The organism is Dickeya chrysanthemi NCPPB 402 (assembly GCF_000406105.1).
Taxonomy (GTDB): domain Bacteria; phylum Pseudomonadota; class Gammaproteobacteria; order Enterobacterales; family Enterobacteriaceae; genus Dickeya; species Dickeya chrysanthemi.
Genome location: NZ_CM001974.1, coordinates 4,097,430 through 4,120,595, shown reverse-complemented (window position 1 = coordinate 4,120,595; position 23,166 = coordinate 4,097,430). Strand labels below are relative to the sequence as shown.

The window sequence follows — 23,166 nt, the reverse complement described above, 5'->3', positions numbered from 1 at the left end:
GCATTGCTAATAGTTTTAAAAACAATAGATTTAAAAATAGATTTAAAAACAATTGATTACGCTGTTTCGCTGTACCCCGACAATAACGAAAGATAGAGAGATATCATCATGAAATTGCGTTCAATGCTGTTAACTGCTGCCATCACCAGTGCCTTATCGCTGACCGCCCACGCGGCGGAAAAAGGCACCATCATGATTCTGGTCAATTCACTGGATAACCCCTATTACGCCTCGGAGGCGAAAGGGGCGGACAAGAAAGCACAGGAACTGGGGTATAAAACCACGGTGCTTTCCCACGGTGAAGACGTGAAGAAACAAAGCGAGCTTATCGACGCGGCCATCGGCAAAAAAGTACAGGGTATCGTGCTGGATAACGCCGATTCCACCGCCAGCGTCGCGGCGATCAAAAAAGCGAAAGACGCCGGTATTCCGGTGGTGCTGATCAACCGCGAAATCCCAGTGGATGATGTCGCGCTGGAGCAGATTACCCACAATAACTTCCAGGCGGGTTCCGATGTCGCCAACGTGTTCGTCGAAAAGATGGGCGAAAAAGGCAAGTACGCCGAGCTGACCTGTAGCCTGGCGGACAACAACTGCGTGACCCGCTCTAAATCCTTCCATCAGGTGCTGGATCAGTACCCCGGCATGGTGAGTGTTGCCCGCCAGGATGCCAAAGGTACGTTGATCGACGGCAAACGTATCATGGACAGCATTTTGCAGGCGCACCCGGACGTGAAAGGGGTGATCTGCGGTAATGGCCCGGTGGCGCTGGGGGCGATTGCCGCGCTGAAAGCCGCCGGTCGTAATGATGTGGTGGTGGTCGGCATCGATGGCAGTAACGATGAACGCGACGCCGTGAAAGAGGGCTCGCTGAAGGCCACCGTCATGTTGCAGGCGCAGGCCATCGCCGCGCAGGGCGTGACCGACCTCGACAACTATCTCCAGAAGGGCGTGAAACCCGCCAAACAGCGCGTCATGTTCCGCGGCATCCTGATCCAACAGGGTAACGCGAGCAAGGTGCAAGACTTCAACTTCAAATCCTGAGTCCATGCTGTCGCGCCCCTGCGGGGGCGCAGAAGGAGAAGAGTATGTCCAGACAAGTCTGGCTGGCGCTGGCCATTCTTGGGTTGGGCGGATGCCGCATCGTGTCGCAGCAGGAACTGGCCGACCTGCGTCATCCCCCTAATCCCCATATGGCGAATATCGGGCAAACCTGGCAACAGAAGCTGGTGCCGCAACTGGTCAACGAGGCGCGTCCGCTTGCTGCCCTGATGAAAGACCTGCAAAGCAGCAGCGATATGGATGCTGCCTGTAAGCAGTTTGGTTACCGTGCGCAGGATGAAAACGCCTGTGTGTTCACGGTGCGTATCACTGGCACGGTGGAACAACTCGATACCGCTTCACGCAGCGGCAAAATGCTGATTAAAGACGCCGACGGCCAGAGCATTCCGGTGCAACTGGGGCCGACGTTGCGCGGTACTGACCTGCGCGACAGTTATAAAGGCACAAGTTATCAGGACTTTAACGACCAGGTGTTGTACGGCGATTTTGGCCGCGCCATCAATCAGCAGGCCCTGACGATGATTCAGGCGGCGCACCCGAAAGTGGGCGACCGGCTCGACGTGGTGGGGGTGTTCAGTAGCTGGGACATCCCGCAGGCGGTGCCGGATATCACACCGGCGCAGATAACGCGTGACGGTAAGGGGGGATGATGGCCGATATGAGCATGCCGATGAGAGCGGTGATGATGCCGGTAACCCCGGTGGTCACCACGGCATCGCCGACGACGCAGGCTGGGACCGCGCCGGAGGTGATTATCGAAACCCGCGACCTGTCACGCGTTTATCCGGGGGTGACCGCGCTCGATCAGGTCAACTACCGGGTGTATCGCAATAAGGTCAACGTGCTGATCGGTGAGAACGGCGCGGGTAAATCCACCATGATGAAGATGCTGGCCGGGGTGGAAACGCCGTCCTCCGGGCAGATTCTGCTGGATGGCAAACCGGTGACGCTGGGCTCGACCCAACAGGCGGAACAACAGGGTATCAGCATCATTTTTCAGGAACTGAACCTGTTCCCCAACATGAACGTGATGGACAACATTTTCATCGCCAATGAGTTTTTCCAGCGCGGCGTCATCAACGAAAAATTTCAGTACGCGCTGGCGAAAACCTTGCTGGAGCGACTGGAACTGGATATCGACCCCTATACCCCGCTGGGCGAGCTGGGCATCGGCCATCAGCAACTGGTGGAGATTGCCCGTGCGTTATCCAAAGACACTCGGGTGCTGATTATGGATGAGCCGACCTCGGCGCTGAGCCAGTCGGAGGTGAAGGTGCTGTTTGGGGTGATAGAGCAGCTCAAGCGGCGCGGCGTTACCATCATTTACATCTCCCACCGGTTGGAAGAGCTAATGGAGATTGGCGACCACATCACCATTTTCCGCGACGGCCGTTTCATCTGCGAGCGTGAAGTGCGCCACGCCAGCGTGCCCTGGATCATCGAACAGATGGTCGGCGACAAGAAAAAGCATTTTGACTACCAGCCTGCGCCGCAGGGTGACACGGTGCTGACGGTGAGCGGGCTGACGGCGCTGCACCAAAGCGGCGGTTATCGCCTGAACGACGTCTCTTTTAGCCTGCGCAAAGGCGAAGTGGTGGGGATTTACGGCCTGCTGGGTGCCGGGCGTACCGAGCTGTTCAAAGGGCTGATTGGCCTGATGCCGTGCCAGCAGGGCCGCGTGCAACTGAACGACGACGGCCTCGACGGGCTGGGATTTCGCCAGCGGCTGGAAAAAGGCATCGCGCTGGTGCCGGAAGACCGGCAGGGCGAAGGCATGGTGCAGTTGATGTCTATTCGCGCCAACATGACGCTGTCGTCGTTTAGCCTGCGCGGCTTCTGGCGCGCCTGGACGTGGCTGCGTGAACCGGATGAGGCCCGCCAGGTGGATGAGATGGTGCGCCAGCTGGCTATCAAAGTCAGCGACGACGAACTGCCGATCACTTCGCTATCCGGCGGCAACCAGCAGAAGGTGGTGCTGGGCAAGGCGCTGATGACCCGGCCGCAGGTGGTACTGCTCGACGAGCCAACCCGCGGTATCGATGTGGGAGCCAAAACCGATGTCTACCACCTGATCGGGCGTATGGCGCAGCAGGGATTATCGGTGATGTTTTCGTCGTCCGAACTGGACGAAGTGATGGCGCTGGCGGACCGCATTCTGGTGATGGCTGACGGCCGCATCACCGCCGATCTGCCGCGTAGTCAGGTCACCCGCGAAATCCTCATCAGCGCTTCCACCCCTCACGACTAACCGGCCGGAGTTCATCATGAGTCAAAAATACACGTTGTATATGTACCTGCTGAAGGCCCGTACTTTCATCGCTTTGCTGATCGTGATTGCCTTCTTCAGCCTGATGGTGCCGAATTTTCTCACCCCATCCAACCTGCTGATCATGACCCAGCACGTGGCGATCACCGGGCTGCTGGCCATCGGCATGACGCTGGTGATCCTCACCGGCGGTATCGATCTTTCCGTCGGCGCGGTCGCCGGTATCTGTGGCATGGTGGCTGGTGCGCTGCTCACTAACGGTATTCCACTGTGGGGCGGCAATATCCTGTTTCTCAATGTGCCGGAGGTGATCCTGGTCGTCTCGGTGCTGGGGATGCTGATAGGGCTGGTCAACGGCGTGGTGATCACCCGGCTGGTGGTGGCACCGTTTATCTGTACGCTGGGCATGATGTATGTCGCCCGTGGTGCCGCGCTGCTGTTCAATGACGGCAGCACCTACGCTAATCTCAACGGCATGCCTGAGCTGGGCAACACCGGTTTTGCTTTCCTGGGTTCCGGCACGCTGCTCGGTATTTATCTGCCGATCTGGCTGATGCTGGCGTTTTTGCTGCTCGGATTGTACCTGACGCGTAAAACCCCGCTGGGCCGCTATATCTATGCCATCGGCGGCAATGAGTCCGCCGCCCGTCTCGCCGGGGTGCCGATCGTCAACGTAAAAATCTTCGTCTACGCCTTTTCCGGCCTGTGTGCGGCGCTGGTGGGGTTGGTGGTGGCTTCGCAACTGCAAACCGCCCACCCGATGACTGGCAACATGTTCGAGATGGACGCCATCGGTGCCACCGTGCTGGGCGGTACCGCGCTGGCAGGCGGCCGTGGGCGGGTTTCCGGTTCGATCATCGGTGCGTTTGTGATCGTGTTTTTGGCCGATGGCATGGTGATGATGGGCGTCAGCGACTTCTGGCAGATGGTGATCAAAGGGCTGGTGATCGTTACCGCCGTGGTGATCGACCAGTTCCAGCAGCGGCTACAAAACAAGGTGGTCATGATGCGTCGCCATGAAAAAAAGCAGTCAGTTAACCCGTTGTCGGAGGTGAGCCATGTCTAGAGACGTGATCATCGCACTCGATGAAGGGACCAGTAACGTCAAGGCGGTGGCGATTGACGCGCTCGGTCAGGTGGTGGCGCGTGCGTCACGCCCGCTTGGCCTGATGACCCCGCATGCCGGTTGGGTGGAGCAGGACGGTGAGGCGCTGCTGGCCGGGTCATTCGTGGTGGTGCGCGAGGTGATAGCCCAGGTCGGGGCTGAGCGGGTCGCGGCGCTGGCTATCAGCAACCAGCGGGAAACCGCTATCGGCTGGCGGCGTGATAATGGCCAGCCGATCTCCCCGGCGCTGACCTGGCAGTGTTCCCGCTCGGCACCGTTTTGCGAACAGTTACGGCACAACCAGCAGGAGGCCGCTATCCGTGCGGCGACCGGGTTGCCGGTGGCCCCGCTGTTCTCCGGCTCGAAAATGCGCTGGCTGCTGGACAACACGCCGGATGGTCACGCCCGTGCTGCGCGCGGCGAGATTTGCCTCGGCACCATTGATGCCTGGCTGCTGTGGCACCTGACTGGCGGGCGGCAGTTCCGTTGCGATCTCTCCAACGCTGCCCGTACCCAGTTGCTTAATCTGCACCACCTGCAATGGGACGAGGCGATGCTGGCGTTGTTCGGCATCCCACGTGCGGCGTTGCCAGAGCTGATGCCGTCGGCCAGTGAGTTCGGCGTGACCTGCGGTGTGCCCGGCGTGGCGGACGGCATCCCGATTCTGGCGATGGTGGGCGATTCCCACGCCGCGCTGTACGGCCACGGGCTGGGGCGTGCAGGTGGGGTAAAAGCGACTTACGGCACCGGCTCGTCGGTGATGGCCCCGCTGGGAGTGCCGGATACCCGTATCACCACCCTGGCGACCACCGTCGCCTGGCACGATGGCGAACGGGCGGTGTACGCGCTGGAGGGGAATATCCCCCACACCGGCGATGGCGTGGCCTGGATGCTACAGGCCACCGGGCTGAACGCCCTGCCGGAGGCGGCACTGAGTGAGGCGTTGCAGACGTTGCCCGCCAGTATCGAGTCCACCGACGGGGTGTATTTCGTCCCGGCGCTGACCGGCGCGGGTGCGCCCTGGTGGAACGAGCGGGCGCGCGGCGTGATGTGCGGGCTCAGTCGTGGTAGCGGGCAGGCGCATCTGGTGCGTGCCGCGCTGGAGGCGATCGCCTACCAGATAGCCGATGTGGTGACGGCGATGAAGCAACACCCGGACTTCCATCTGGCGCAGTTAATGGTCGATGGCGGGCCGACCCGCAATGCCTGGCTGATGCAGTTTCAGGCCGACCTGCTGGGCTGCCCGGTGGCGCGCAGCACCACCACCGAACTGTCGGCGTTGGGAGCCGGGCTGCTGGCACGGCGCACGCTGGGCCGGTTGAGCGATCAGCAACTGGAGCCGTTATTGTCGACGCACGACAGTTGGTTACCGGACGAGGCGCGCCATCAGCGTTATCAGGCGAGCTGGCAGGGGTGGCAGGAGGCGGTACAGCGTACCTTGTGGCAGGCGAGTCATCATGAGTGAGGAGCAGACGATGCAACGCGATTTTCATGGGAAGACGGTGGTGATTACCGGCGCCTGCCGCGGGATCGGTGCCGGCATCGCCGAACGGTTTGCCCGCGATGGCGCGAATCTGGTGATGGTGTCCAACTCGGAACGGGTAATGTCGACGGCGCAGGAGATACAACACCGCTATGGTGCAGAAGTGTTGGCACTGGTGGTGGACATCACCGATGAAGCACAGGTGCAGGCGCTGTATCAGCAGGCGGCGGCGCGCTTCGGGCGGATCGACGTGTCGGTACAAAACGCCGGGATCATCACCATCGATTATTTTGACAGGATGCCGAAGGCGGATTTTGAGCGGGTGCTGGCGGTAAATACCACCGGCGTGTGGCTGTGCTGCCGCGAGGCGGCGAAGTTCATGGTGAAGCAGCAGCACGGCTGCCTGATCAATACCTCGTCCGGTCAGGGGCGCAAAGGGTTTATCTATACGCCGCACTACGCCGCCAGCAAGATGGGCGTTATCGGCATTACCCAGAGCCTGGCGCAGGAGCTGGCACCGTGGAACATCACCGTCAATGCGTTTTGCCCCGGCATCATCGACAGCGAAATGTGGGACTACAACGACCGGGTATGGGGTGAAATCCTCAGCACCGGGGAAAAACGCTACGGCAAAGGGGAACTGATGGCGGAGTGGGTGCAGGGCATCCCGCTCAAACGCGCCGGCAAACCGGAGGATGTGGCCGGGCTGGTGGCGTTTCTCGCCTCCGATGACGCGCGCTACATCACCGGCCAGACGATCAATGTGGATGGCGGGTTGATCATGTCGTGAGGGGCGCATGGCGATTACCGGTTGCGCAGCGCCTGCCCCCACGCTGATTTCGCTCACGACGCGGTGGGGGCCGAGGGCAGCGTTATCCTGATAATGCCTGACTGACTTTTAAGCCATCCAGATTCACGGCATAGCAGGCGTGGGATGAAATGGTGATAAACAGCACTTTTTCTTCGCTCACATCGACGTTAACCAACATGCCCAACGGGATGGCAATGAGCCGTTGATTTTGTTGAATGGCAAATAATAAGTTGTAGCTATAACTGGTACTGTTGCTGCTTTCCTTTGACCAAAAGATCCACGCGCTTTCACTGTTGCGGTTCAGATTTAAAAATCCTGTTTTGATGGAGTCCATAATTTTATTCTTGAACGAATCGGAAATCGAACCGCCGATCACGGCATCAATATGATCGGAAACGATCGCAATGGTTTTTTCGGGAGAATCGCTGGCGACGTGAAAATCAATCACGTGGTCGATGGTTAAGCCAGCCGCATTGGCAACGTTAATGGCTTTGGGCGTATCAAAGCTCAGGGTAGAGGTTAACGCGTTTTGAAATACCCGACTGATGGCCAACGCCTGGGGAATATATTGTGCCTCAACATTGAACAGGGTTTTGAAATGCAGAGGCTGCTCTGCTTCTGTCCGTAAGCCATATCCTGTCATGACGCCTGGCGGCGGGATGATATTCAGTACGATCGGGCTGTTATAGAGAGTCGGATGTAAGTCGTCGGTAATATGCAACATAAAATCCCTTAGAGCCTATCTCAGTAGGTCTATTTCACTGGCCATTTTGGCCCTGGGCAGTGCTCGAAATCCTCACGTACTACGTGTACGCTCCGGTTTCTGCGCGCTGTCCGAGTCCAAACTGGCTGCGCCAATAACGCCTACTGGGATAGGCTATTATTCAGGTTAATTCAATGATGCCAGGCGGAGTCATCAGCCGGAGTGGGCGGCGGATTACTCCAGTGGTGCGACAATCTGAAATCCTTTTATGGATATCGTCATCTCTTCTTTTTTCAAGATTAAACGCCAGTCTTTGGTGCTGAATATATCGGTAATGGCGGTGCCGGGCGTGACGGTGATGATAAGCGGGCCTGCGGCCAGCATCGCGCCGGTTTCTTCACCTTGCGCCACAATAAATAAACTGTATGAATAACTCGTTACCTGATGGTTTGCATTGGGCTGGGTATTGATATGAAACCAGGGTTTATCTTTTTGCGTATCCAGGTCGCAAAAGGCATGAGACAAAACATTTTGAATATACGCGTCGTGGCTAATACCCAGCACACCTTCAATTTTCAATTGCTCGGATAACGCCGTGGTTAAGGCGGAAAGTGTGTCGAATGATTTTTTGAGGGTCATATTGTTGGTGGCTACAATCGCCAGATCAGGTTGCGACTGGGCTGTTTTCACCGCCTTCGCCATATCCAACTGACCGTTATCATCAACGTCATGGACAAAAAGCTGAGCCAGACGTATCGCCTGCGCATAATAGCGCTCGTCTTGCAGGTTGAGGAACACCTGATAGGGAAAGGTGCTGTCATCGTCTGGATAAATTTCTATGCTCATAGTATCACCGTGTATAAATCGTTGCGTTTTTCCGCTATTCGGCCTTCAGCGCCTCAACAATCACCATACTCTTGAAGTTCATTTTTTGTGTAATGGATGAGCCTGCGACTAACGCCAGAACATTCGCACTGGCTCTGGTAATGGTAATGTCGACGCTGGTTAACTGGCCCACTATAACCGAGCCGGTATCCGCATTTTGCGTGACATCAAACATATTATATTGATAACTCAATGTGTTTGATTGTTCGCTGAAGATCGTAAAATAATTACCGTTTTTTTGCGCATTCAGGTCGATAAAGGCTTTGGCGGCAATACCGAACGCCATCCAGTTTTCTGTTGCGGCACCTTGTACCATACGGATGAGGTTTTGAAGCTGGTCAATGGCGACCCAGACCTGAGAGAGGTTACTGTTTCCTTTTACGGTATGTGTGCCGACCACCGCCAGAGTATCGTGACTTTTGGCAATCGATAGCGCTTTTTCGAAACTAATTCCCTCTTGGGGAATACAGGCTTCATTGAAAATATTCGCCATGTTGATGGCCTGAGAAACGTATTTTAAATCAACGTTTAGCGTAACGCTGAAATTCTTATTCTCATCGGCGGCATTAGTCGGATTTAATGTAATATTGTTCATCTCAGTGCCTTAGTGAATATCCCATTAGGATAAAAGTAAAAATGCCATGCCGGGCATGGCATTTTCAGCGTCAGGATTTGAGTGCTTCAACGACAGTGATGGATTTCACATTAACAGAATAGTTGTGTTTATCTTTTGTAGTAATCCACAGTACCTGCTGTTTATCGACATCGACGGTAATGGTCAGGCCGATAGGGGCGGCAGCCATTACGGAACCGGTATCCTGATTAGCAACGGCAAATAAGATGTTGTAAGTATATGTGGTTTTCGATTCGCTTTCTTTATTCCAGAAAATCCATTTACTTTCTTTTTGCGCATCAAGGTTGGTAAAACCTTGTTCAATGGTATTGGCAAATTTTTTATAGGTGGGAGTATCTTTATCCAGAACGACGCCGACAACGGTATCCAGCAGCTTCATGACGTCATCCACCATGGCCGATACCTGATTGTTCTGCTTGGTAATCGATTGATTTATCGTACCGATAATCGCCATTTCCGGATGGTTTTTTACCAGACCAATCGCTTTATCAAAATTAAATTCAAGGTTATCTCCATTAATGGCATCCTGAAATACTCTCGACATAGCAATGGCCTGACCGACATATTTTGCAGGCATCTGGAATAACGTGTTGAAATTGAGATCTAAATTTGAATCTTTTACTATTAAGTCACTGCTGTTAAGCACGACAATATCGTCGAATTTCATTGTGATATTCTCCAGAGAAAAATAGGTATACCCGTCATACTTCGGGTTGCAGGAAAAAATGCGTTGCTCGTCAGGGCAAGGCTCGAATGTGCCTTGTAACGCGGCAACGCAGCTTGCTGCGGCCCTAAAAGAGCAAGCAATAAAGCCAACGTACCTGCAACGTGAGGTATGACGGTATAGAGCGGTAATAAATATTTGCTATTTAAAACTAGGATTCATTTTTATAAATATCAAGTCGCGGTGAATATATTTTATTCTTAACTGATGATTTGTTTTTCGCTAATCATTTGTTGGTTATGTTTTAGCTTTAAATGAATTGGTATTGATTTTGATAATGTTATTGCATTTATACTTTATTTTTCATGGTTATGAGGTTTTTTGATTTTTATTATTACTTTCAATGAAAGTGACTTTCTAAAAACAAGAAATAACCTTTCCTTATCATTCATCACGCGAATGGTGCAGTCCGGTTGATTTTTTGCACTGAAATAGTACCTGCCGTTGTCAATCCGGCGTCGGCACTGGCTCGTCGCGTAGTCGCGTTCCCTCTCTTTTTATTATCGTCAGGGCGAATGAATCCCATACATATCAGTGCTTTCTCTTTTTGAGAAAGCGTATGTCGAAAATCGGTAACGAGAATAATCCTTATTTGGCGCTGCTCTTGCAACGTAACAGGCGAATGTTTTTGTTGGTGACCATTTTTATTCGTCCTTTATTGTGGTGGAGAACAGCATGGCTCGTAATCTGGCAAGACATATTCGGAAATCTGTTCGGAAATATGCATTAACCGCGTTACTGGCCGGTGTTTCTTGCGCCAGCTATGCCGGCAAACAAAATGACACGCTGGTTTACGCCTCCGACAGCGAGGTGGAAAACGTCAGCCCGTACCACAATAACATGCGCGAAGGGGTGATTCTGGCTCACCTCGCCTGGGATACGCTGATTTATCGAGACCCGAAAAGCGGAGAATACAAAGGCGAGTTGGCGACCGACTGGCAATGGGAATCGCCCACGATATTACTGCTGCATCTGCGTAAAGGCGTGACCTTCCATAATGGCGATGCCTTTAGCGCCGATGATGTGGTGTATACCTTTCAGAGCATCGCCGGGCCGAATACCGCCTCGGTCATTCCGCAAAGCGTGGACTGGATCGATAAGGTGGAAAAAGTGGATGACTATACGGTACGCCTGCACCTGAAAAAACCGTTCCCGGCGGCGCTGGAATATTTATCCGGCCCGACGCCGATCTACCCCGCCCACTATTTTCAGCAGGTGAAACTGGAGGGCTTTAGCAAAGCGCCGGTCGGCACCGGGCCGTACAAGATAGTCAAGGTCACGCCGGGGCAGGGCGTGTCGATGGTGAAAAATCCGGACTATTTCAAAGACAGCCCGCTAGGGCAACCCAAAATCGGCAAGATGCAGTTTGTAGTGATCCGCGATCCGGAAGCGCGTGTGGCCCAGTTGATGACCGGCCAGGTGGACTGGATCTGGCGCGTGGCGTCGGATCAGGTGAATTCGCTGTCGGCGATGCCGAATATCGCGGTGAAAAGCGGCGAAACCATGCGTGTCGGTTTTCTGCAACTGAACATCAATGCCGGCGGTGCGGAAGGCGCGCCGCTCAAAGACTTGCGCGTGCGTCAGGCCATCAACTATGCCGTCAACCGCCAGGCGATGGTGGATAACCTGGTGCGCGGCGGCAGTAAGCCGGTCTATTCCGCTTGCTTCCGTACCCAGACCGCCTGCGATACCAGCCAGGTGATCTCCTATCCCTACGACCCGGCCAAAGCCAAACAACTGCTGGCGGAGGCGGGTTACCCCAACGGTTTCGACACCGACTTGTGGGCCTACCGCGAGCGCGATTACGCCGAGGCTATTATTGGCGATTTGCGCAAGGTCGGTATCCGTGCCCGGCTGCATTTCGTGCAGTATCCGGTGATGGCGAATGCGCTGGCATCCGGCCAGGCGCCGATGTCGTTCAGCACCTGGGGATCTTTCTCCATCAATGACGCCACTGCGTTCGTTACCCCCTATTTCGGCGGCAAAGGCAGCGATATCTGGAAAGATCCCCAGGTGATCGCCGAACTGGCGCAGGCCGATGCGGTGGTAGACCCGCAACAGCGCCGTGCGCTGTACGCTACGCTGTTGGGGCACATTTCAGCTCAGGCTTATATGGCACCGCTGTTCTCCTATTCCACCCATTATGCCTTTACTTCCGACCTGAATTTTCAGGACTGGCCGGACGAACTGCCGCGCTTCGCCGAAGCGAGCTGGAAGTAATCGCCGCCGGGGAACCGGCCTGCTTAAGTGGTAAGGAGCTCGCTTATGGTGAAGTACGTTTTTCAGCGGTTACTGGTGGCGCTGGCGGTGTTGTTTACCGTGGCGGCGGTCAGCTTTTCGCTGCTGCACCTGTCCGGCGACCTGGCGACGGCCATCGCCGGGCCGGACGCCACCGCCGAAACCATCGCCCAGATCCGGGTACAAAACGGGTTGGATCAGCCGCTATTGAGCCAGTTCTCCCGTTGGATGTGGTCGGCGCTGCAACTGGATTTCGGGCGCTCGTTCTATTTTGAAAATACGGTGATGGAACTGGTCGGCCAGCGTATGCCGGTCACCCTTAAGCTGGGCGGGGTGGCGCTGTTGCTGGCACTGGTGGTGGCGATCCCCCTCGGGGTGCTGGCGGCGGTATTTCGGGATACCTGGGTCGATCGTTTTGCCATGCTGGTGTCGGTCATCGGTCAGGCGATGCCCAATTTCTGGTTTGCGCTGGTGTTGATCCTGGTGTTCGCCGTTGGGCTGAAGTGGCTGCCGGTGGCGGGTAACGCCGGCTGGCAACACTTCGTACTGCCGGCGGTGGCGCTGGGGTATTACGCCATGCCGTCGCTAATGCGGCTAACCCGCTCCGGCATGTTGGATGTGCTCGGTTCCGACTATATCCGCACCGCGCACGCCAAAGGGCTGAGTGCGTTCAAGGTGGTGGTCAAACACGGCCTGCGCAACGCCATCATTCCGGTAGTGGCGCTGGCGACGGTGGAGCTGGGGTTCATGCTCGGCGGTTCGGTGGTGATCGAATCGGTGTTTTCGTTGCAGGGGCTGGGACAACTGGCGTGGGATTCCATCGCCCGTAACGACTTTCCGGTGGTGCAGGCCATCGTGCTGATCATCGCCGTGTTTTATATCGGGCTGACGTTCTTGGCGGATGTGCTCAACGCGCTATTAGACCCACGACTGCGCAGCAGATAAGGAGCGGTGATGAAGACAGCAATGGCACGACTGGCCGTGATGATGAAAACCGCCCCGGCGCCGGGCTTGTTGCCGGAGCCGGGGCCGTGGCAGCGCTGGCGACGCAAGATTCTGGGGCATCACGGCATGACGCTCGGGTTAGTGATTCTGGTGGCGATTGTGGCGCTGGCGATATTGGCGCCGCTCATCAGCCTGCACGACCCCTACGCGCAGGACGTTAGCCGACGGTTGATCCCGCCGGTGTGGCATGACAAGGGCAGTTGGGCGCATCTGCTCGGCACCGACAAGCTGGGGCGGGATTACTTCAGCCGATTGCTGTTCGGTGCGCGGGTGTCGCTCGCCATCGGGCTGGTGTCGGTAATGCTGGCAGGCACCATCGGCATTGCGCTGGGGGTGCTGGCGGGCTATTTCGGCGGCCGGGTCGATGCGGTGGTGAGTTATCTGCTGACCGTGCGTTTGTCGATGCCGGTGATTTTGGTGGCGCTGGCGTTGGCTTCGCTGGTGGGCGGCTCGGTAAAAGTGGTGATTATGCTGCTGGGTTTACTGTTGTGGGACCGCTTTCTGATCGTCTCGCGTTCGGTAACGCGCCAGTTACGCGAAGCCGAATTTATCGCCGCGGCGCAGACGCTCGGCGCTTCGTCGCTGTTCATCATGCTGCGGGAGATCCTGCCCAACCTGCTGGGGCCGCTGACTGTAGTGGCGACGCTGGAAATCGCCCATGCCGTTTTGCTGGAAGCGACGCTGTCATTCCTCGGTCTCGGCGTACAACCGCCGATGCCGTCCTGGGGGTTGATGGTGGCGGAGGGTAAAGCCTACATGTTCTTTCAGCCGTGGGTGATTGTGATCCCCGGTGTGGTGCTGGCGTTGCTGGTGCTGAGCATCAATCTGGTGGGTGACGGCCTGCGCGATGTTACCGCGCTGGATGGCCGCAACTAAGCGCCGATAGGCTGCTCTAGGAGAATAAGCGCTATGCATACAACGATTGAGACTACCGGTGGGGCCAGGCTGGCGGGCGAGGGGCAGGCCGAAATCGTGCTGGAGGTGAAAAACCTGCGGGTCGATTTGGCCACGCCGCGCGGCACGCTGCACGCGGTACGCGGCATCGATTTTTCGGTACGGCGCGGTGAAATGCTGTGTCTGGTGGGGGAATCGGGGTGCGGCAAGTCGATGACCTCGCTGGCATTGATGGACCTGCTGCCGCGTAATGCGGTGCGCCGCGCCGATACGTTGCGCTTTCGGGATGCCGACTTGTTATCGCTGGGCCCGCGTGAGCGCCGGGCGTTGCGCGGCAGCCGGATGGCGATGATCTTTCAGGAGCCGATGACCTCGCTCAATCCCTCATTTACGCTGGGGGATCAACTGTGCGAAACGCTGCTGGCGCACCGCAAGGTCTCGAAAGCCGAGGTGCGCGACCGGGCGGTGTATCTGATGGAGCGCGTCGGCATTCCTATGGCGGCGGATCGGCTGCGGCAGTACCCGCATCAACTCTCCGGCGGCCTGCGCCAGCGCATTATGATCGCCATGGCATTGATGTGCGGCCCGGAGCTGATCATCGCCGATGAACCGACCACCGCGCTGGATGTCACCATTCAGGCGCAGATCCTGCGGATGCTGCGCGAGCTGCAACAAGAGTTCGGCACCGCGGTGGTGTTCATCACCCATGATCTGGGCGTGGTGGCGCGTATCGCCGATCGGGTGGCGGTGATGTACGCCGGGCAGGTGGTGGAAACCGCGCCGGTGATGGAGCTGTTTCACCAGCCTTGTCATCCGTATACCCGCGGGCTGCTGGAGTGTATTCCGGTGGCCGGACGCACCGTGCCGGGCGAGCCGTTGCAGGCGATCCCCGGTGTGGTGCCGAGCCTGATCGGGCTGCAACAGGGCTGTGTGTTTCGCAACCGTTGCAACCAGTGTCACGCGCGCTGTGCGCAGGAACCGCCTTATGTCGCGGTGACAAGTCAGCACGCGGTGCGCTGTGTCGATGCGCTGATGGCGGAGGAACCGGTATGAGTCGGATGACAGAAGAACGCGGCCGCCTGCTACCGCATATTCCGGGCAATGATGATATCGCGCTGGAACTGTGCGCGCTCAGCCGGGTGTTCCGGCTTAATCGCGGGCTGTTCTCCCGGCCCGGTGAAATCCGCGCGGTGGATAATGTGTCGCTGCGTATTCGCCGGGGCGAGACGCTGGGGCTGGTGGGGGAGTCTGGTTGCGGTAAGAGCACGCTGGCGAAAATGCTGCTCGGCCTGTTGCCGCCGACCTCCGGCAACGTATTGATCGAAGGGCGCGAGATCGACGCCGGTGAGCGGCGTGAATTGGCTGGCCGCATCCAACCGATCTTTCAGGATCCCTACTCCTCGTTGAATCCGCGCCGCACGGTGGCGGACATCGTGGAAGTGGCGCTGCGGTTGCACCACATCGGCACGCCAACGGAACGTAAACAGCGGGTACACGAGATGCTGGACAGGGTGGGGATGCCGGCGCGTACCCACGGCCAGTACCCCGGCCAGCTCTCCGGCGGCCAGCGCCAGCGGGTGGCGATAGCCCGGGCGTTGATCCTGCAGCCGGCGATCCTGATTTGCGACGAGCCGACCTCGGCGCTGGATGTGTCGGTACAGGCGCAGATCCTCAACCTGCTGTTGATGCTGAAAAAAGAGCTGGGCCTGACCTATCTGTTTATCAGCCATAACCTGTCGGTAGTGGAATATCTGGTGGATCACGTGGCGGTGATGCGCAAAGGCGCGATTGTCGAACAGGGCACCCGTGAGCAGGTATTCGGCGCGCCGCAGCATCCTTACACCCAGGCGCTGCTGGCGTCGGTACTGACGCCGGAGCCGGGATTGGGCATTCCGGATATCGCGTTGGCGTAAACCCAACGAAGACGTGAACAGAACAAGGACAAATCATGACACGTGAAGAGATGATGCAGCGTGCGGCGGCGTATTTCGACTCCGGCGCATTTCGCGACACGCTGGCGCAGCGGGTGGCTTGCCAGACCGAAAGCCAGAACGTAGAACGCGCCCCGGCTTTGATGGGTTACCTGACCGATGAGATGATCCCGCTGCTCAACGAGATGGGGTTCGAATGCCTGATGGTGCCTAACCCGGTGGCGGAGCGCGGGCCGTTCCTGCTGGCGCGGCGCATAGAGCCGGATGCGGCACTGACGGTGCTGACCTATGGCCACGGCGATGTGGTGATGGGGGACGCGGCGCGCTGGCGTAGCGGCTTATCGCCGTGGACGTTGACGGCGGAGGACAACCGCTGGTACGGGCGCGGCACCGCCGACAATAAAGGCCAGCACACCATCAATCTGGCAGCACTGGCATTGGTACTGAATGCCTGTGATGGCCGGCTGGGTTACAACGTGAAGCTGATTCTGGAAATGGGCGAAGAGTGCGGCTCTCCCGGTCTGGAGGCGGTGTGCCGGCAGTACCGCGACTGGCTGGCGGCGGATCTGTTCATCGCCTCGGACGGCCCGCGCGTCAGTGCTGACCGGCCGACGCTGTTTCTCGGCTCGCGCGGCGTATTCAACTTTGGCCTGCAACTGACGCTGCGCGACAGCGCGCACCATTCCGGCAATTGGGGCGGGCTGCTCAGTAATCCCGGTATCCGGCTGGCGCACGCGATCGGTTGTCTGGTGGATGCCAACGGCCGCATTCTGGTGCCGGAACTGCTGCCGCCGCCGCTGTCGGCCTCAATGCGCCACGCGTTGTCGAGTCTGGAATTAGCGGGGGCGCCGGGCGACCCGGCTATCGATCCGCACTGGGGGAACCGGGGTTGAGCGCCGCCGAAAAGGTGTACGGCTGGAATACGCTGGATGTGCTGGCATTCGTCACCGGCGACCCGGATAAGCCAGCGCACGCCATCCCGCCGACGGCCCGCGCCCAGTGCCATATGCGCTATGTGCCGGGCAGCGATGTGGAACACTTTGCCGAACACCTGCGTCGCCGTCTTGATGCCTGCGGGTTTGAGGATGTGGACATCATTGACCCGGAGAACTGCTTTGAAGCCACCCGCATCGACCCGGACGACCCTTGGGTACATTGGGGGGTTGCCTCTATCGAACGGTCGGTCGGCAAACAGGCGGCGGTGCTACCCAACTTCGGCGGCGGCCTGCCCAACGCCTGTTTCCTGCGCACGCTCGGCTTGCCGACGCTGTGGGTGCCGCACTCTTACCCGGCCTGTTCCCAGCACGCCCCCAACGAGCACCTGCTGGCGGACGTCGCGCGCGAAGCCCTGCACATCATGAGCGGCCTGTTTTGGGATCTGGCGGAAGAGGGCAGCAAGGTGAAGCAGTTAAGAGATCAACAGGTAATGGTGTAAGTTCGCAGATGTCACTCATATCTTGATACTAGCGTGTTGTCTTCTGGCGTAAAAATTTTGCTGAGGGATAAGTGGCCGTAGGGTGAGCCGCATGGACGCGGCGAAAGCTCGTGCCGCGCCGGACAAAAACGCGAAAAGCGTTTTTGAACAGCGTTTACGCTGGCCCGCAGGGCGAGCCACATTCTGTGGCGAGTAACCGCGTCACGAGCGGCCCGTTAAGCGGCCGCGTATGCCGAAGGGACCGCGTTAGCGGCAAAATTTAGCCAGCAGCCCGGGTTCACAGGGAGGCGGCGTTTGAGCCTCCCTGTGTCGGGCGGAGCGAAAAATAGTAAAGATAAAATATGAGGTTAATACGCCCGAAACCTTCTCGGATTCTGAATGTGATGGCATGACGTTTCCGATAGATTCTGTCTCTCGGAGACCCTCTATGCACAACAGTGAAATTCGTTACTTTATGGCGGTGGTGAATGCCGGCTCCATCAGCGCTGCCAGTCAGCAGTTGTTTGTGGCGGTGTCCGCCATCAGTCGGCAGATCCAGCGGCTGGAAACCCGGCTGGGAATGCCGCTGTTTGAACGCAGTACCCGCGGCATGGTACTGAACGACGCCGGGCATATTCTGGCGAATCATGTGCGGCGCAGTATGGCCGACATGGAACTGGCGATGGCGGAGATCGAAGGGATGAAGTCGGCGCGCCAGACCACGTTGCGGGTGGTCTGCACCGACGGGTTGGCTTTCAACCTGCTGCCCGCTCTGCTGGCGCGTTTTCGTGAGCAGCACCCCCGCGTCAATTTTTATCTGACGGTCGGCAGCGCCCGGCAAGTGCCGGAACTGCTGCGTAACGGCGAGTGCGACGTCGCCTTGAAATTTAGCCTGTCGCCGGAACAAGGGGTGGACGTGCTGGCGTCGTTTCCGGCACCGGTATTGGTGTTTATGGCGCAAGACCATCCGCTGGCTAACCGGGATTTCCAACTGGCGGATCTCAATGCCTGGCCGGTAGTGCTGCCGGATCCCTCTGCGACCATCCGGCAACTGTTTGATCTCTCCTGCCGCATGAACAACGTCTTTATCGAGCCGGTATTCACCTGCAACCATTTCTCCAGCCTGTATGAATATGTGCGTACCACGCCGGAAGCGGTCAGCGTGTGCAGCCATTTCTCTATCTTGTGCAGCGCCCGGCGTGACGGCCTGACGATGAAGGCCGTCAATCTGGACCAACTGAGCCAGCGTACCTTGCAGTTGCAAACCGAAATGGGCAGGCCGCGTACCGCGCTCCTTGAGAGCTTTTTTGCCTTCCTGAAGCAGGCGTTGCAGCAGTATGACCAGCAATGCCGGCTGGATTTCGGGCTACCGTTGCGCTGAGCAGCATCGGTTTTATCATTCCGAATTTTTAATTAATTTTATTTCGTATTTTTGTTTTATTTTTAAATTTAAGTCTTTATAAAAATAAAATTGGTTAATTTTTTAAAAAATAAACAACTAAAAACGCAATTTAAATCACTTTGGTTTTCTGTAGTATCAAGGGTAAGCGATGACGCGGTTTTCCTGACGGAAAGCGCCCATCCGACGCCTGATCGATCCACGTTAGCTACCCCGGAGCCTGACCATGAATCTGGAAAAATTCCCGCGTTATCCTTTAACTTTCGGACCGTCGCCGATTACCCCGATGAAACGCCTGAGCGAGTACCTGGGCGGCGATGTGGAAATTTATGCCAAGCGTGAAGACTGCAACAGCGGGCTGGCGTTCGGCGGCAACAAAACCCGCAAGCTGGAGTACCTGATCCCGGAAGCGCTGGCGCAAGGCTGCGACACGCTGGTGTCGATTGGCGGCGTGCAATCCAACCAGACCCGTCAGGTGGCGGCAGTGGCAGCGCATCTGGGCATGAAATGCATTCTGGTGCAGGAAAACTGGGTGAATTACGCCGATGCGGTGTACGACCGGGTGGGCAATATCGAGCTGTCGCGCATTATGGGCGCCGATGTGCGTCTTGATCCGGCCGGTTTCGACATCGGCATCCGCGAAAGCTGGAAGCAAGCGATGGAAGAAGCGGCGCAAAACGGCGGCAAACCATTCCCGATCCCGGCCGGCTGCTCCGAGCACCCGTACGGCGGTCTGGGTTTTGTGGGCTTCGCCGAAGAAGTGCGCCAGCAGGAAAAAGAGCTGGGTTTTAAATTTGATTACATCGTGGTGTGCTCGGTCACCGGCAGCACCCAGGCGGGGATGGTGGTGGGGTTTGCCGCCGATGGACGTGCCCGCAACGTGATCGGCATCGACGCTTCCGCCAAGCCGGAAAAAACCAAGGCGCAGATCCTGCGCATCGCGCAAAACACCGCCGGGCTGGTGGAGTTGGGCCGCGAGATCACCGAAGAAGACGTGGTGCTGGATACCCGTTACGGCGGCCCGGAATACGGCTTGCCGAATGATGGCACGCTGGAAGCCATTCGCCTGTGCGCGCGTCTGGAAGGCGTGCTGACCGACCCGGTGTACGAAGGCAAATCGATGCACGGCATGATCGACATGGTACGTAACGGCGAATTCCCGAAAGGCTCTAAAGTGCTTTACGCCCACCTTGGCGGCGCACCGGCGCTGAACGCTTACAGCTATATTTTCCGCAATGGTTGAGTGCGGTTATAGCGGACCACGCCGGGTATGCCCCGGCGTTATTGTTTGCAGCACGCACCCTTAAAACACCAATTGCGTTGTCGAGAGCACTTCCCGCAGGCCGATAAAGGAGCGGATCTGACGCACTCCCGGCAGGAACAACAATTGCTCGGCGTGCAGTTTGTTGAAACTCTGGTTGTCTTTGGTGCGGATCATCAGGATGTAGTCGAACTCGCCGGTGACCACGTGGCATTCCATGCAGCCGCTGATCTTCTGCACCGCCGCTTCGAAATCTTCAAAGCTTTTCGGCGTCGATCGGTCAAGCACCACGCCGATTAACACCACCATGCCGACATTCAGCGCCTGTGGGTTCAGCAGGGCGACATACCCTTTGATTAATCCTATCTGTTTCAGCCGTTCTACCCGCCGCAGGCACGCCGGCGCACTGAGCTTGACTTTTTCCGCCAGCGCCACATTGGAAATGGACGCATCGGACTGGAGATAACGCAGAATAGCCAGATCGAAACGTTCAAGATTGAGGCTTTTCTCATCGGGGGTGTCGGCGGCGGTGGTTTTGGTTTTCATGGCAGCGGGTTTGGTTTTCATGGCGATTGTATCTCAACAGGCGCAAACAGCGCAGTAAAATTGCGTATGTAAGGAGTATGACGCAATTTACTGCAACAGCGTACGGTAGTTTTCTGTGCGGTGCGTGTTGGTGAAAGCGAATCGTCGGGGGAAGGTAAAACGGCGCGCGCAGTGGCGCGCCGCCTGAGATTATTGCTGTAATTTAGCCTGTTTCAGTGTGTCGAACAGTCGGGCCTTGTCGTGCTCGCTGAGGTTCTTCTGGGTGACGGCGTGCATAAACGCCGTGTGATTCAGCCGGCTCAGGCTGCCGCCCTGTTTGTGCAGCGTATCGGCGAGTTGCTGTAGCAGTACGCCGTTCAGTTTGGCTATCTGCACGCGCACTTCGTCCAACGGGCGCGGCTGCCAGTTCTTCTCGGGCACGGCCAGCCAGTCGGCGCGGTAACGATACTGAATCGCTTTGGCGGCATCCATCTGTGCCTGAATAAACGGTGTTACGGAGTCCGCATCTAACCCGTACTGCGTTGCCTGCTGTCGGCTGGCTTTCAGTACGTTGTCTTCCTGTTGCAGGTCCTCAATCGCTAGGTGATGAGCCGCTTTATAGCCCGCCACATCTTTCATATAGCTGAGGCGTTGGTTAACCAGTGGGGCCAGAGCGGTGCTTTCCGCTGCCAGCACGCTGGTGCTGAACAGGCAGGCTATCAGACACATTGTCCGTAACATATTGTCTCCAGGTTGTTGAAAGTAAAGGGCAAAGATGTTGTATTGGTTCTGTCGTTACCGCCGGCAACGGCGCGGCGGGTAATGCGTAACTTATCTTACGTGCATGGCATCCTATTATGCGTTATGTGGCGGAGACGGATTCGTAACCAGACGTACATCTTTTTTGCATTCTGTGCTGTAGTTACAAAGTGTTATTTTATGTTTTCGTGTGATTTGTCGGGCCGTCAGCCCTGACGGTATGCACTCTGGCGTGGCGGTTTGCTCTGCATACGCAGACGGCGGCTTGCGAAACGGACAAAGAAAGCCGCTTCATTTTTATAAATTTTTTATACTTTTTGACATACGCTGAAATGCCCAGGCCAGAATGTTGCTGCAGGAGGCCGGTGAGTTTATCGCCAGACATTGAGAGAGGGCGTTATCGTGGCCATACTTTAATATTGTTGATGTGATGGCCTGATTGCCCGAACCATAAATGTTGTTTTGCTCCGATGCGTACCTGACATGTTGTTGGGTTTTAAATGTGAGCGTTTTTTCTTTCTGCCGAAGTATGCCGGTATAACCCATTGCTGTAAGGGCAGGTAATGATTACAAGAAACCAGCTTATGGTGATTACGCGTCTCTGTAGCTTCCTCATCATGCTTTATAGTCTTTCCATGCTGCCGCCGTCACTGGTTGCGCTCTGGTTTAGGGAAAAGAGTTTTTTCGCTTTCTTATATACCTTCTTGCTGGTATTTCCGATTGGCGTCGCGGGGTGGATGTCTACCCGACAGCAATTTTCACGGGTATTTCCCCGCGAAGGGTTTCTGATCATCGTGATTTTCTGGTTGTTATTTTCGTTGATTAGCGCACTGCCCTTGACGATTAGCAGCGATCTGAATATTTCATTTACCGATGCCATGTTTGAAGGCGTGTCCGGAATCACCACAACCGGCGGCTCGGTGCTGAGTAATATCGATAACTTGCCTAAATCAATCTTGTTTTACCGCTCTCAACTGAATTTCATCGGTGGATTAGGCGTGATTGTGGTGGCCGTCGCCTTGCTGCCGATGCTCGGTATCGGGGGAGCCAGACTGTACCAGTCTGAAACGCCGGGACCGTTTAAAGAAGAAAAATTAACCCCCCGGCTGGCCGATACCTCACGACAACTCTGGGGTGTTTATTCGCTGCTGGCGATAGCCTGTGCGGTGGCTTACTGGCTGGCGGGTATGCCCTGGTTCGACGCGGTATGCCATGCGCTCTCTACCGTATCGCTGGGTGGATTTTCCAGTAAAACGGATAGCCTCGGTTATTATACGAATACCAATATTGAAATGGTCGGCGGGGTGTTTTCTCTGTTGGCCGGCGTGAACTTTATTCTGTATTACGTGGCGTTACATCGGCGTAGCCTGAAGCCGCTCATGTATAACCCCGAACTGCGTTTTTACCTGCTGATATTCGGGCTGGTGGCGGCGGTGGTGTGCGGTGAATTGTATCGTCTGAATGTATTCGATGCGCAGGGCGCCTTTGTGCACGGTTTTTTCATGACGGCGTCCATCATGACCGACAATGGTCTGGCAACCAGCGGTTATGCCAAATGGCCGGAGCATGTGGTGATTTTTCTCATGGCTTCCAGTTTTTTCGGCGGCTGTATTGGTTCGACTTGCGGCGGTATCAAGGCATTACGGCTGTTGATTCTCTATAAGCAAAGTAAACGCGAACTGGAGCAGCTGGTTCGACCGAATGCGATTTGTACGGTCAAGATCAACGATGTCACCTTACAGGAAAATGTCATCCGTTCAGTGTGGAGCTTTTTCTTTCTCTACGTTTTTTTCAGTTGCGTGTTTATTTTCTCACTGAATCAGATGGGGTATGACCTGGTAACGTCATTTTCAACCGTAGCGGCGTGTATTAATAATATGGGCCTGGGTCTGGGGGCGACCGCCGATGGTTTCGGCGGCCTGAGCAACGGCGCCAAGTGGTTAATGTGCCTGGCGATGATAATGGGACGACTGGAGATTTACCCGATTCTGGTGCTGTTCTCCTCATCTTTTTGGCGTAGCTGAATATTGGCATAGCTGAAGAATCGGCGCTGGGCCGCGGTCATCT

Annotated in this window: 20 protein-coding genes and 1 pseudogene; 15 read left to right on the top strand and 6 right to left on the bottom strand. The window is 56.6% G+C overall.

Annotated elements, in window-relative coordinates:
* Positions 1-108 precede the first annotated feature (108 nt).
* The 6 genes from DCH402_RS18185 to DCH402_RS18160 are packed head-to-tail and all read left to right on the top strand — an operon-like array spanning position 109 to position 6,706.
* On the top strand, positions 109-1,044 hold the full coding sequence (locus tag DCH402_RS18185; RefSeq protein WP_012883187.1) for a D-ribose ABC transporter substrate-binding protein: 936 nt from the start codon (positions 109-111) through the stop codon (positions 1,042-1,044).
* 44 nt (positions 1,045-1,088) lie between these two features.
* Positions 1,089-1,712, top strand: a complete 624-nt coding sequence (locus tag DCH402_RS18180; RefSeq protein ID WP_040002651.1) for a DUF2291 family protein — start codon at positions 1,089-1,091, stop codon at positions 1,710-1,712.
* A gap of 35 nt (positions 1,713-1,747) precedes the next feature.
* A complete protein-coding gene (locus DCH402_RS18175) occupies positions 1,748-3,310 on the top strand; it encodes a sugar ABC transporter ATP-binding protein (protein ID WP_050583379.1) in 1,563 nt (520 codons plus the stop codon).
* A gap of 16 nt (positions 3,311-3,326) precedes the next feature.
* Complete coding sequence (locus DCH402_RS18170) at positions 3,327-4,394, top strand: ABC transporter permease (RefSeq protein ID WP_038903175.1); 1,068 nt, start codon at positions 3,327-3,329, stop codon at positions 4,392-4,394.
* A complete protein-coding gene (locus DCH402_RS18165) occupies positions 4,387-5,898 on the top strand; it encodes an FGGY family carbohydrate kinase (protein WP_040002647.1) in 1,512 nt (503 codons plus the stop codon). Before DCH402_RS18170 ends, DCH402_RS18165 begins: the two co-directional genes overlap by 8 nt.
* Positions 5,899-5,908: 10 nt before the next feature.
* Positions 5,909-6,706 (top strand): glucose 1-dehydrogenase, encoded by a 798-nt coding sequence (locus tag DCH402_RS18160; RefSeq protein ID WP_040003726.1) that lies wholly within the window; start codon positions 5,909-5,911, stop codon positions 6,704-6,706.
* An 82-nt stretch (positions 6,707-6,788) separates the two neighbouring features.
* On the opposite strand, the gene DCH402_RS18155 is transcribed toward DCH402_RS18160, so the two are convergent.
* The 4 genes from DCH402_RS18155 to DCH402_RS18140 all read right to left on the bottom strand — a co-directional run bounded on the left by DCH402_RS18155 (position 6,789) and on the right by DCH402_RS18140 (position 9,616).
* Positions 6,789-7,451, bottom strand: coding sequence for a cytolytic delta-endotoxin (locus tag DCH402_RS18155; protein ID WP_040002645.1), 663 nt, complete (start codon positions 7,449-7,451; stop codon positions 6,789-6,791).
* 213 nt (positions 7,452-7,664) lie between these two features.
* Positions 7,665-8,276 (bottom strand): type-1Ba cytolytic delta-endotoxin, encoded by a 612-nt coding sequence (locus tag DCH402_RS18150; protein WP_040002644.1) that lies wholly within the window; start codon positions 8,274-8,276, stop codon positions 7,665-7,667.
* 34 nt (positions 8,277-8,310) lie between these two features.
* Entirely contained in the window at positions 8,311-8,910 is a 600-nt protein-coding gene (locus DCH402_RS18145) for a type-2Aa cytolytic delta-endotoxin (RefSeq protein ID WP_040002642.1), read from the bottom strand.
* A gap of 70 nt (positions 8,911-8,980) precedes the next feature.
* A complete protein-coding gene (locus tag DCH402_RS18140; RefSeq protein WP_040002640.1) occupies positions 8,981-9,616 on the bottom strand; it encodes a delta-endotoxin CytB in 636 nt (211 codons plus the stop codon).
* Between the two features lie 732 nt (positions 9,617-10,348).
* Here DCH402_RS18140 and DCH402_RS18135 point away from each other — a divergent pair.
* From DCH402_RS18135 to DCH402_RS18100, 8 genes and pseudogenes are all read left to right on the top strand, one after another.
* Positions 10,349-11,893, top strand: coding sequence for an ABC transporter substrate-binding protein (locus DCH402_RS18135; protein WP_040002638.1), 1,545 nt, complete (start codon positions 10,349-10,351; stop codon positions 11,891-11,893).
* A 45-nt stretch (positions 11,894-11,938) separates the two neighbouring features.
* The gene (locus tag DCH402_RS18130; RefSeq protein WP_027713250.1) at positions 11,939-12,856 is read left to right on the top strand and encodes an ABC transporter permease; all 918 of its coding nucleotides are present in this window, start codon (positions 11,939-11,941) and stop codon (positions 12,854-12,856) included.
* 9 nt (positions 12,857-12,865) lie between these two features.
* A complete protein-coding gene (locus DCH402_RS18125) occupies positions 12,866-13,792 on the top strand; it encodes an ABC transporter permease (protein WP_040002636.1) in 927 nt (308 codons plus the stop codon).
* Positions 13,793-13,825: 33 nt separating this feature from the next.
* A complete protein-coding gene (locus DCH402_RS18120) occupies positions 13,826-14,863 on the top strand; it encodes an ABC transporter ATP-binding protein (protein ID WP_050583331.1) in 1,038 nt (345 codons plus the stop codon).
* Complete coding sequence (locus DCH402_RS18115; protein WP_040002635.1) at positions 14,860-15,723, top strand: ATP-binding cassette domain-containing protein; 864 nt, start codon at positions 14,860-14,862, stop codon at positions 15,721-15,723. Before DCH402_RS18120 ends, DCH402_RS18115 begins: the two co-directional genes overlap by 4 nt.
* A gap of 35 nt (positions 15,724-15,758) precedes the next feature.
* Positions 15,759-17,176, top strand: a pseudogene (locus DCH402_RS18110) (M20 family metallopeptidase).
* A 427-nt stretch (positions 17,177-17,603) separates the two neighbouring features.
* A complete protein-coding gene (locus tag DCH402_RS18105; RefSeq protein WP_040002634.1) occupies positions 17,604-18,536 on the top strand; it encodes a LysR family transcriptional regulator in 933 nt (310 codons plus the stop codon).
* Positions 18,537-18,780: 244 nt separating this feature from the next.
* A complete protein-coding gene (locus tag DCH402_RS18100) occupies positions 18,781-19,797 on the top strand; it encodes a 1-aminocyclopropane-1-carboxylate deaminase (protein WP_027713244.1) in 1,017 nt (338 codons plus the stop codon).
* Between the two features lie 60 nt (positions 19,798-19,857).
* Here DCH402_RS18100 and DCH402_RS18095 read toward each other — a convergent pair whose 3' ends face one another.
* Together DCH402_RS18095 and DCH402_RS18090 are read right to left on the bottom strand one after the other, a co-directional pair.
* Positions 19,858-20,361: an Lrp/AsnC family transcriptional regulator gene (locus DCH402_RS18095; RefSeq protein ID WP_040003723.1), complete on the bottom strand. Its 504-nt coding sequence runs from the start codon at positions 20,359-20,361 to the stop codon at positions 19,858-19,860.
* Positions 20,362-20,550: 189 nt separating this feature from the next.
* Positions 20,551-21,081 carry a chorismate mutase gene (locus tag DCH402_RS18090; protein ID WP_200864862.1) on the bottom strand — a complete coding sequence of 177 codons (531 nt, stop codon included), beginning with the start codon at positions 21,079-21,081 and terminating at the stop codon, positions 20,551-20,553.
* A 581-nt stretch (positions 21,082-21,662) separates the two neighbouring features.
* On the opposite strand from DCH402_RS18090, the gene DCH402_RS18085 reads away from it, so the two are divergent.
* Positions 21,663-23,123, top strand: coding sequence for a TrkH family potassium uptake protein (locus DCH402_RS18085; RefSeq protein ID WP_040002631.1), 1,461 nt, complete (start codon positions 21,663-21,665; stop codon positions 23,121-23,123).
* Positions 23,124-23,166 lie beyond the last annotated feature (43 nt).

Coding starts and splice junctions, on each gene's coding strand:
- DCH402_RS18185 (WP_012883187.1), top strand. CDS start 109: ATGAAATTGCGTTCAATGCTGTTAACTGCTGCCATCACCAGTGCCTTA.
- DCH402_RS18180 (WP_040002651.1), top strand. CDS start 1,089: ATGTCCAGACAAGTCTGGCTGGCGCTGGCCATTCTTGGGTTGGGCGGA.
- DCH402_RS18175 (WP_050583379.1), top strand. CDS start 1,748: ATGCCGGTAACCCCGGTGGTCACCACGGCATCGCCGACGACGCAGGCT.
- DCH402_RS18170 (WP_038903175.1), top strand. CDS start 3,327: ATGAGTCAAAAATACACGTTGTATATGTACCTGCTGAAGGCCCGTACT.
- DCH402_RS18165 (WP_040002647.1), top strand. CDS start 4,387: ATGTCTAGAGACGTGATCATCGCACTCGATGAAGGGACCAGTAACGTC.
- DCH402_RS18160 (WP_040003726.1), top strand. CDS start 5,909: ATGCAACGCGATTTTCATGGGAAGACGGTGGTGATTACCGGCGCCTGC.
- DCH402_RS18155 (WP_040002645.1), bottom strand. CDS start 7,451: ATGTTGCATATTACCGACGACTTACATCCGACTCTCTATAACAGCCCG.
- DCH402_RS18150 (WP_040002644.1), bottom strand. CDS start 8,276: ATGAGCATAGAAATTTATCCAGACGATGACAGCACCTTTCCCTATCAG.
- DCH402_RS18145 (WP_040002642.1), bottom strand. CDS start 8,910: ATGAACAATATTACATTAAATCCGACTAATGCCGCCGATGAGAATAAG.
- DCH402_RS18140 (WP_040002640.1), bottom strand. CDS start 9,616: ATGAAATTCGACGATATTGTCGTGCTTAACAGCAGTGACTTAATAGTA.
- DCH402_RS18135 (WP_040002638.1), top strand. CDS start 10,349: ATGGCTCGTAATCTGGCAAGACATATTCGGAAATCTGTTCGGAAATAT.
- DCH402_RS18130 (WP_027713250.1), top strand. CDS start 11,939: ATGGTGAAGTACGTTTTTCAGCGGTTACTGGTGGCGCTGGCGGTGTTG.
- DCH402_RS18125 (WP_040002636.1), top strand. CDS start 12,866: ATGAAGACAGCAATGGCACGACTGGCCGTGATGATGAAAACCGCCCCG.
- DCH402_RS18120 (WP_050583331.1), top strand. CDS start 13,826: ATGCATACAACGATTGAGACTACCGGTGGGGCCAGGCTGGCGGGCGAG.
- DCH402_RS18115 (WP_040002635.1), top strand. CDS start 14,860: ATGAGTCGGATGACAGAAGAACGCGGCCGCCTGCTACCGCATATTCCG.
- DCH402_RS18105 (WP_040002634.1), top strand. CDS start 17,604: ATGCACAACAGTGAAATTCGTTACTTTATGGCGGTGGTGAATGCCGGC.
- DCH402_RS18100 (WP_027713244.1), top strand. CDS start 18,781: ATGAATCTGGAAAAATTCCCGCGTTATCCTTTAACTTTCGGACCGTCG.
- DCH402_RS18095 (WP_040003723.1), bottom strand. CDS start 20,361: ATGAAAACCAAAACCACCGCCGCCGACACCCCCGATGAGAAAAGCCTC.
- DCH402_RS18090 (WP_200864862.1), bottom strand. CDS start 21,081: ATGTTACGGACAATGTGTCTGATAGCCTGCCTGTTCAGCACCAGCGTG.
- DCH402_RS18085 (WP_040002631.1), top strand. CDS start 21,663: ATGATTACAAGAAACCAGCTTATGGTGATTACGCGTCTCTGTAGCTTC.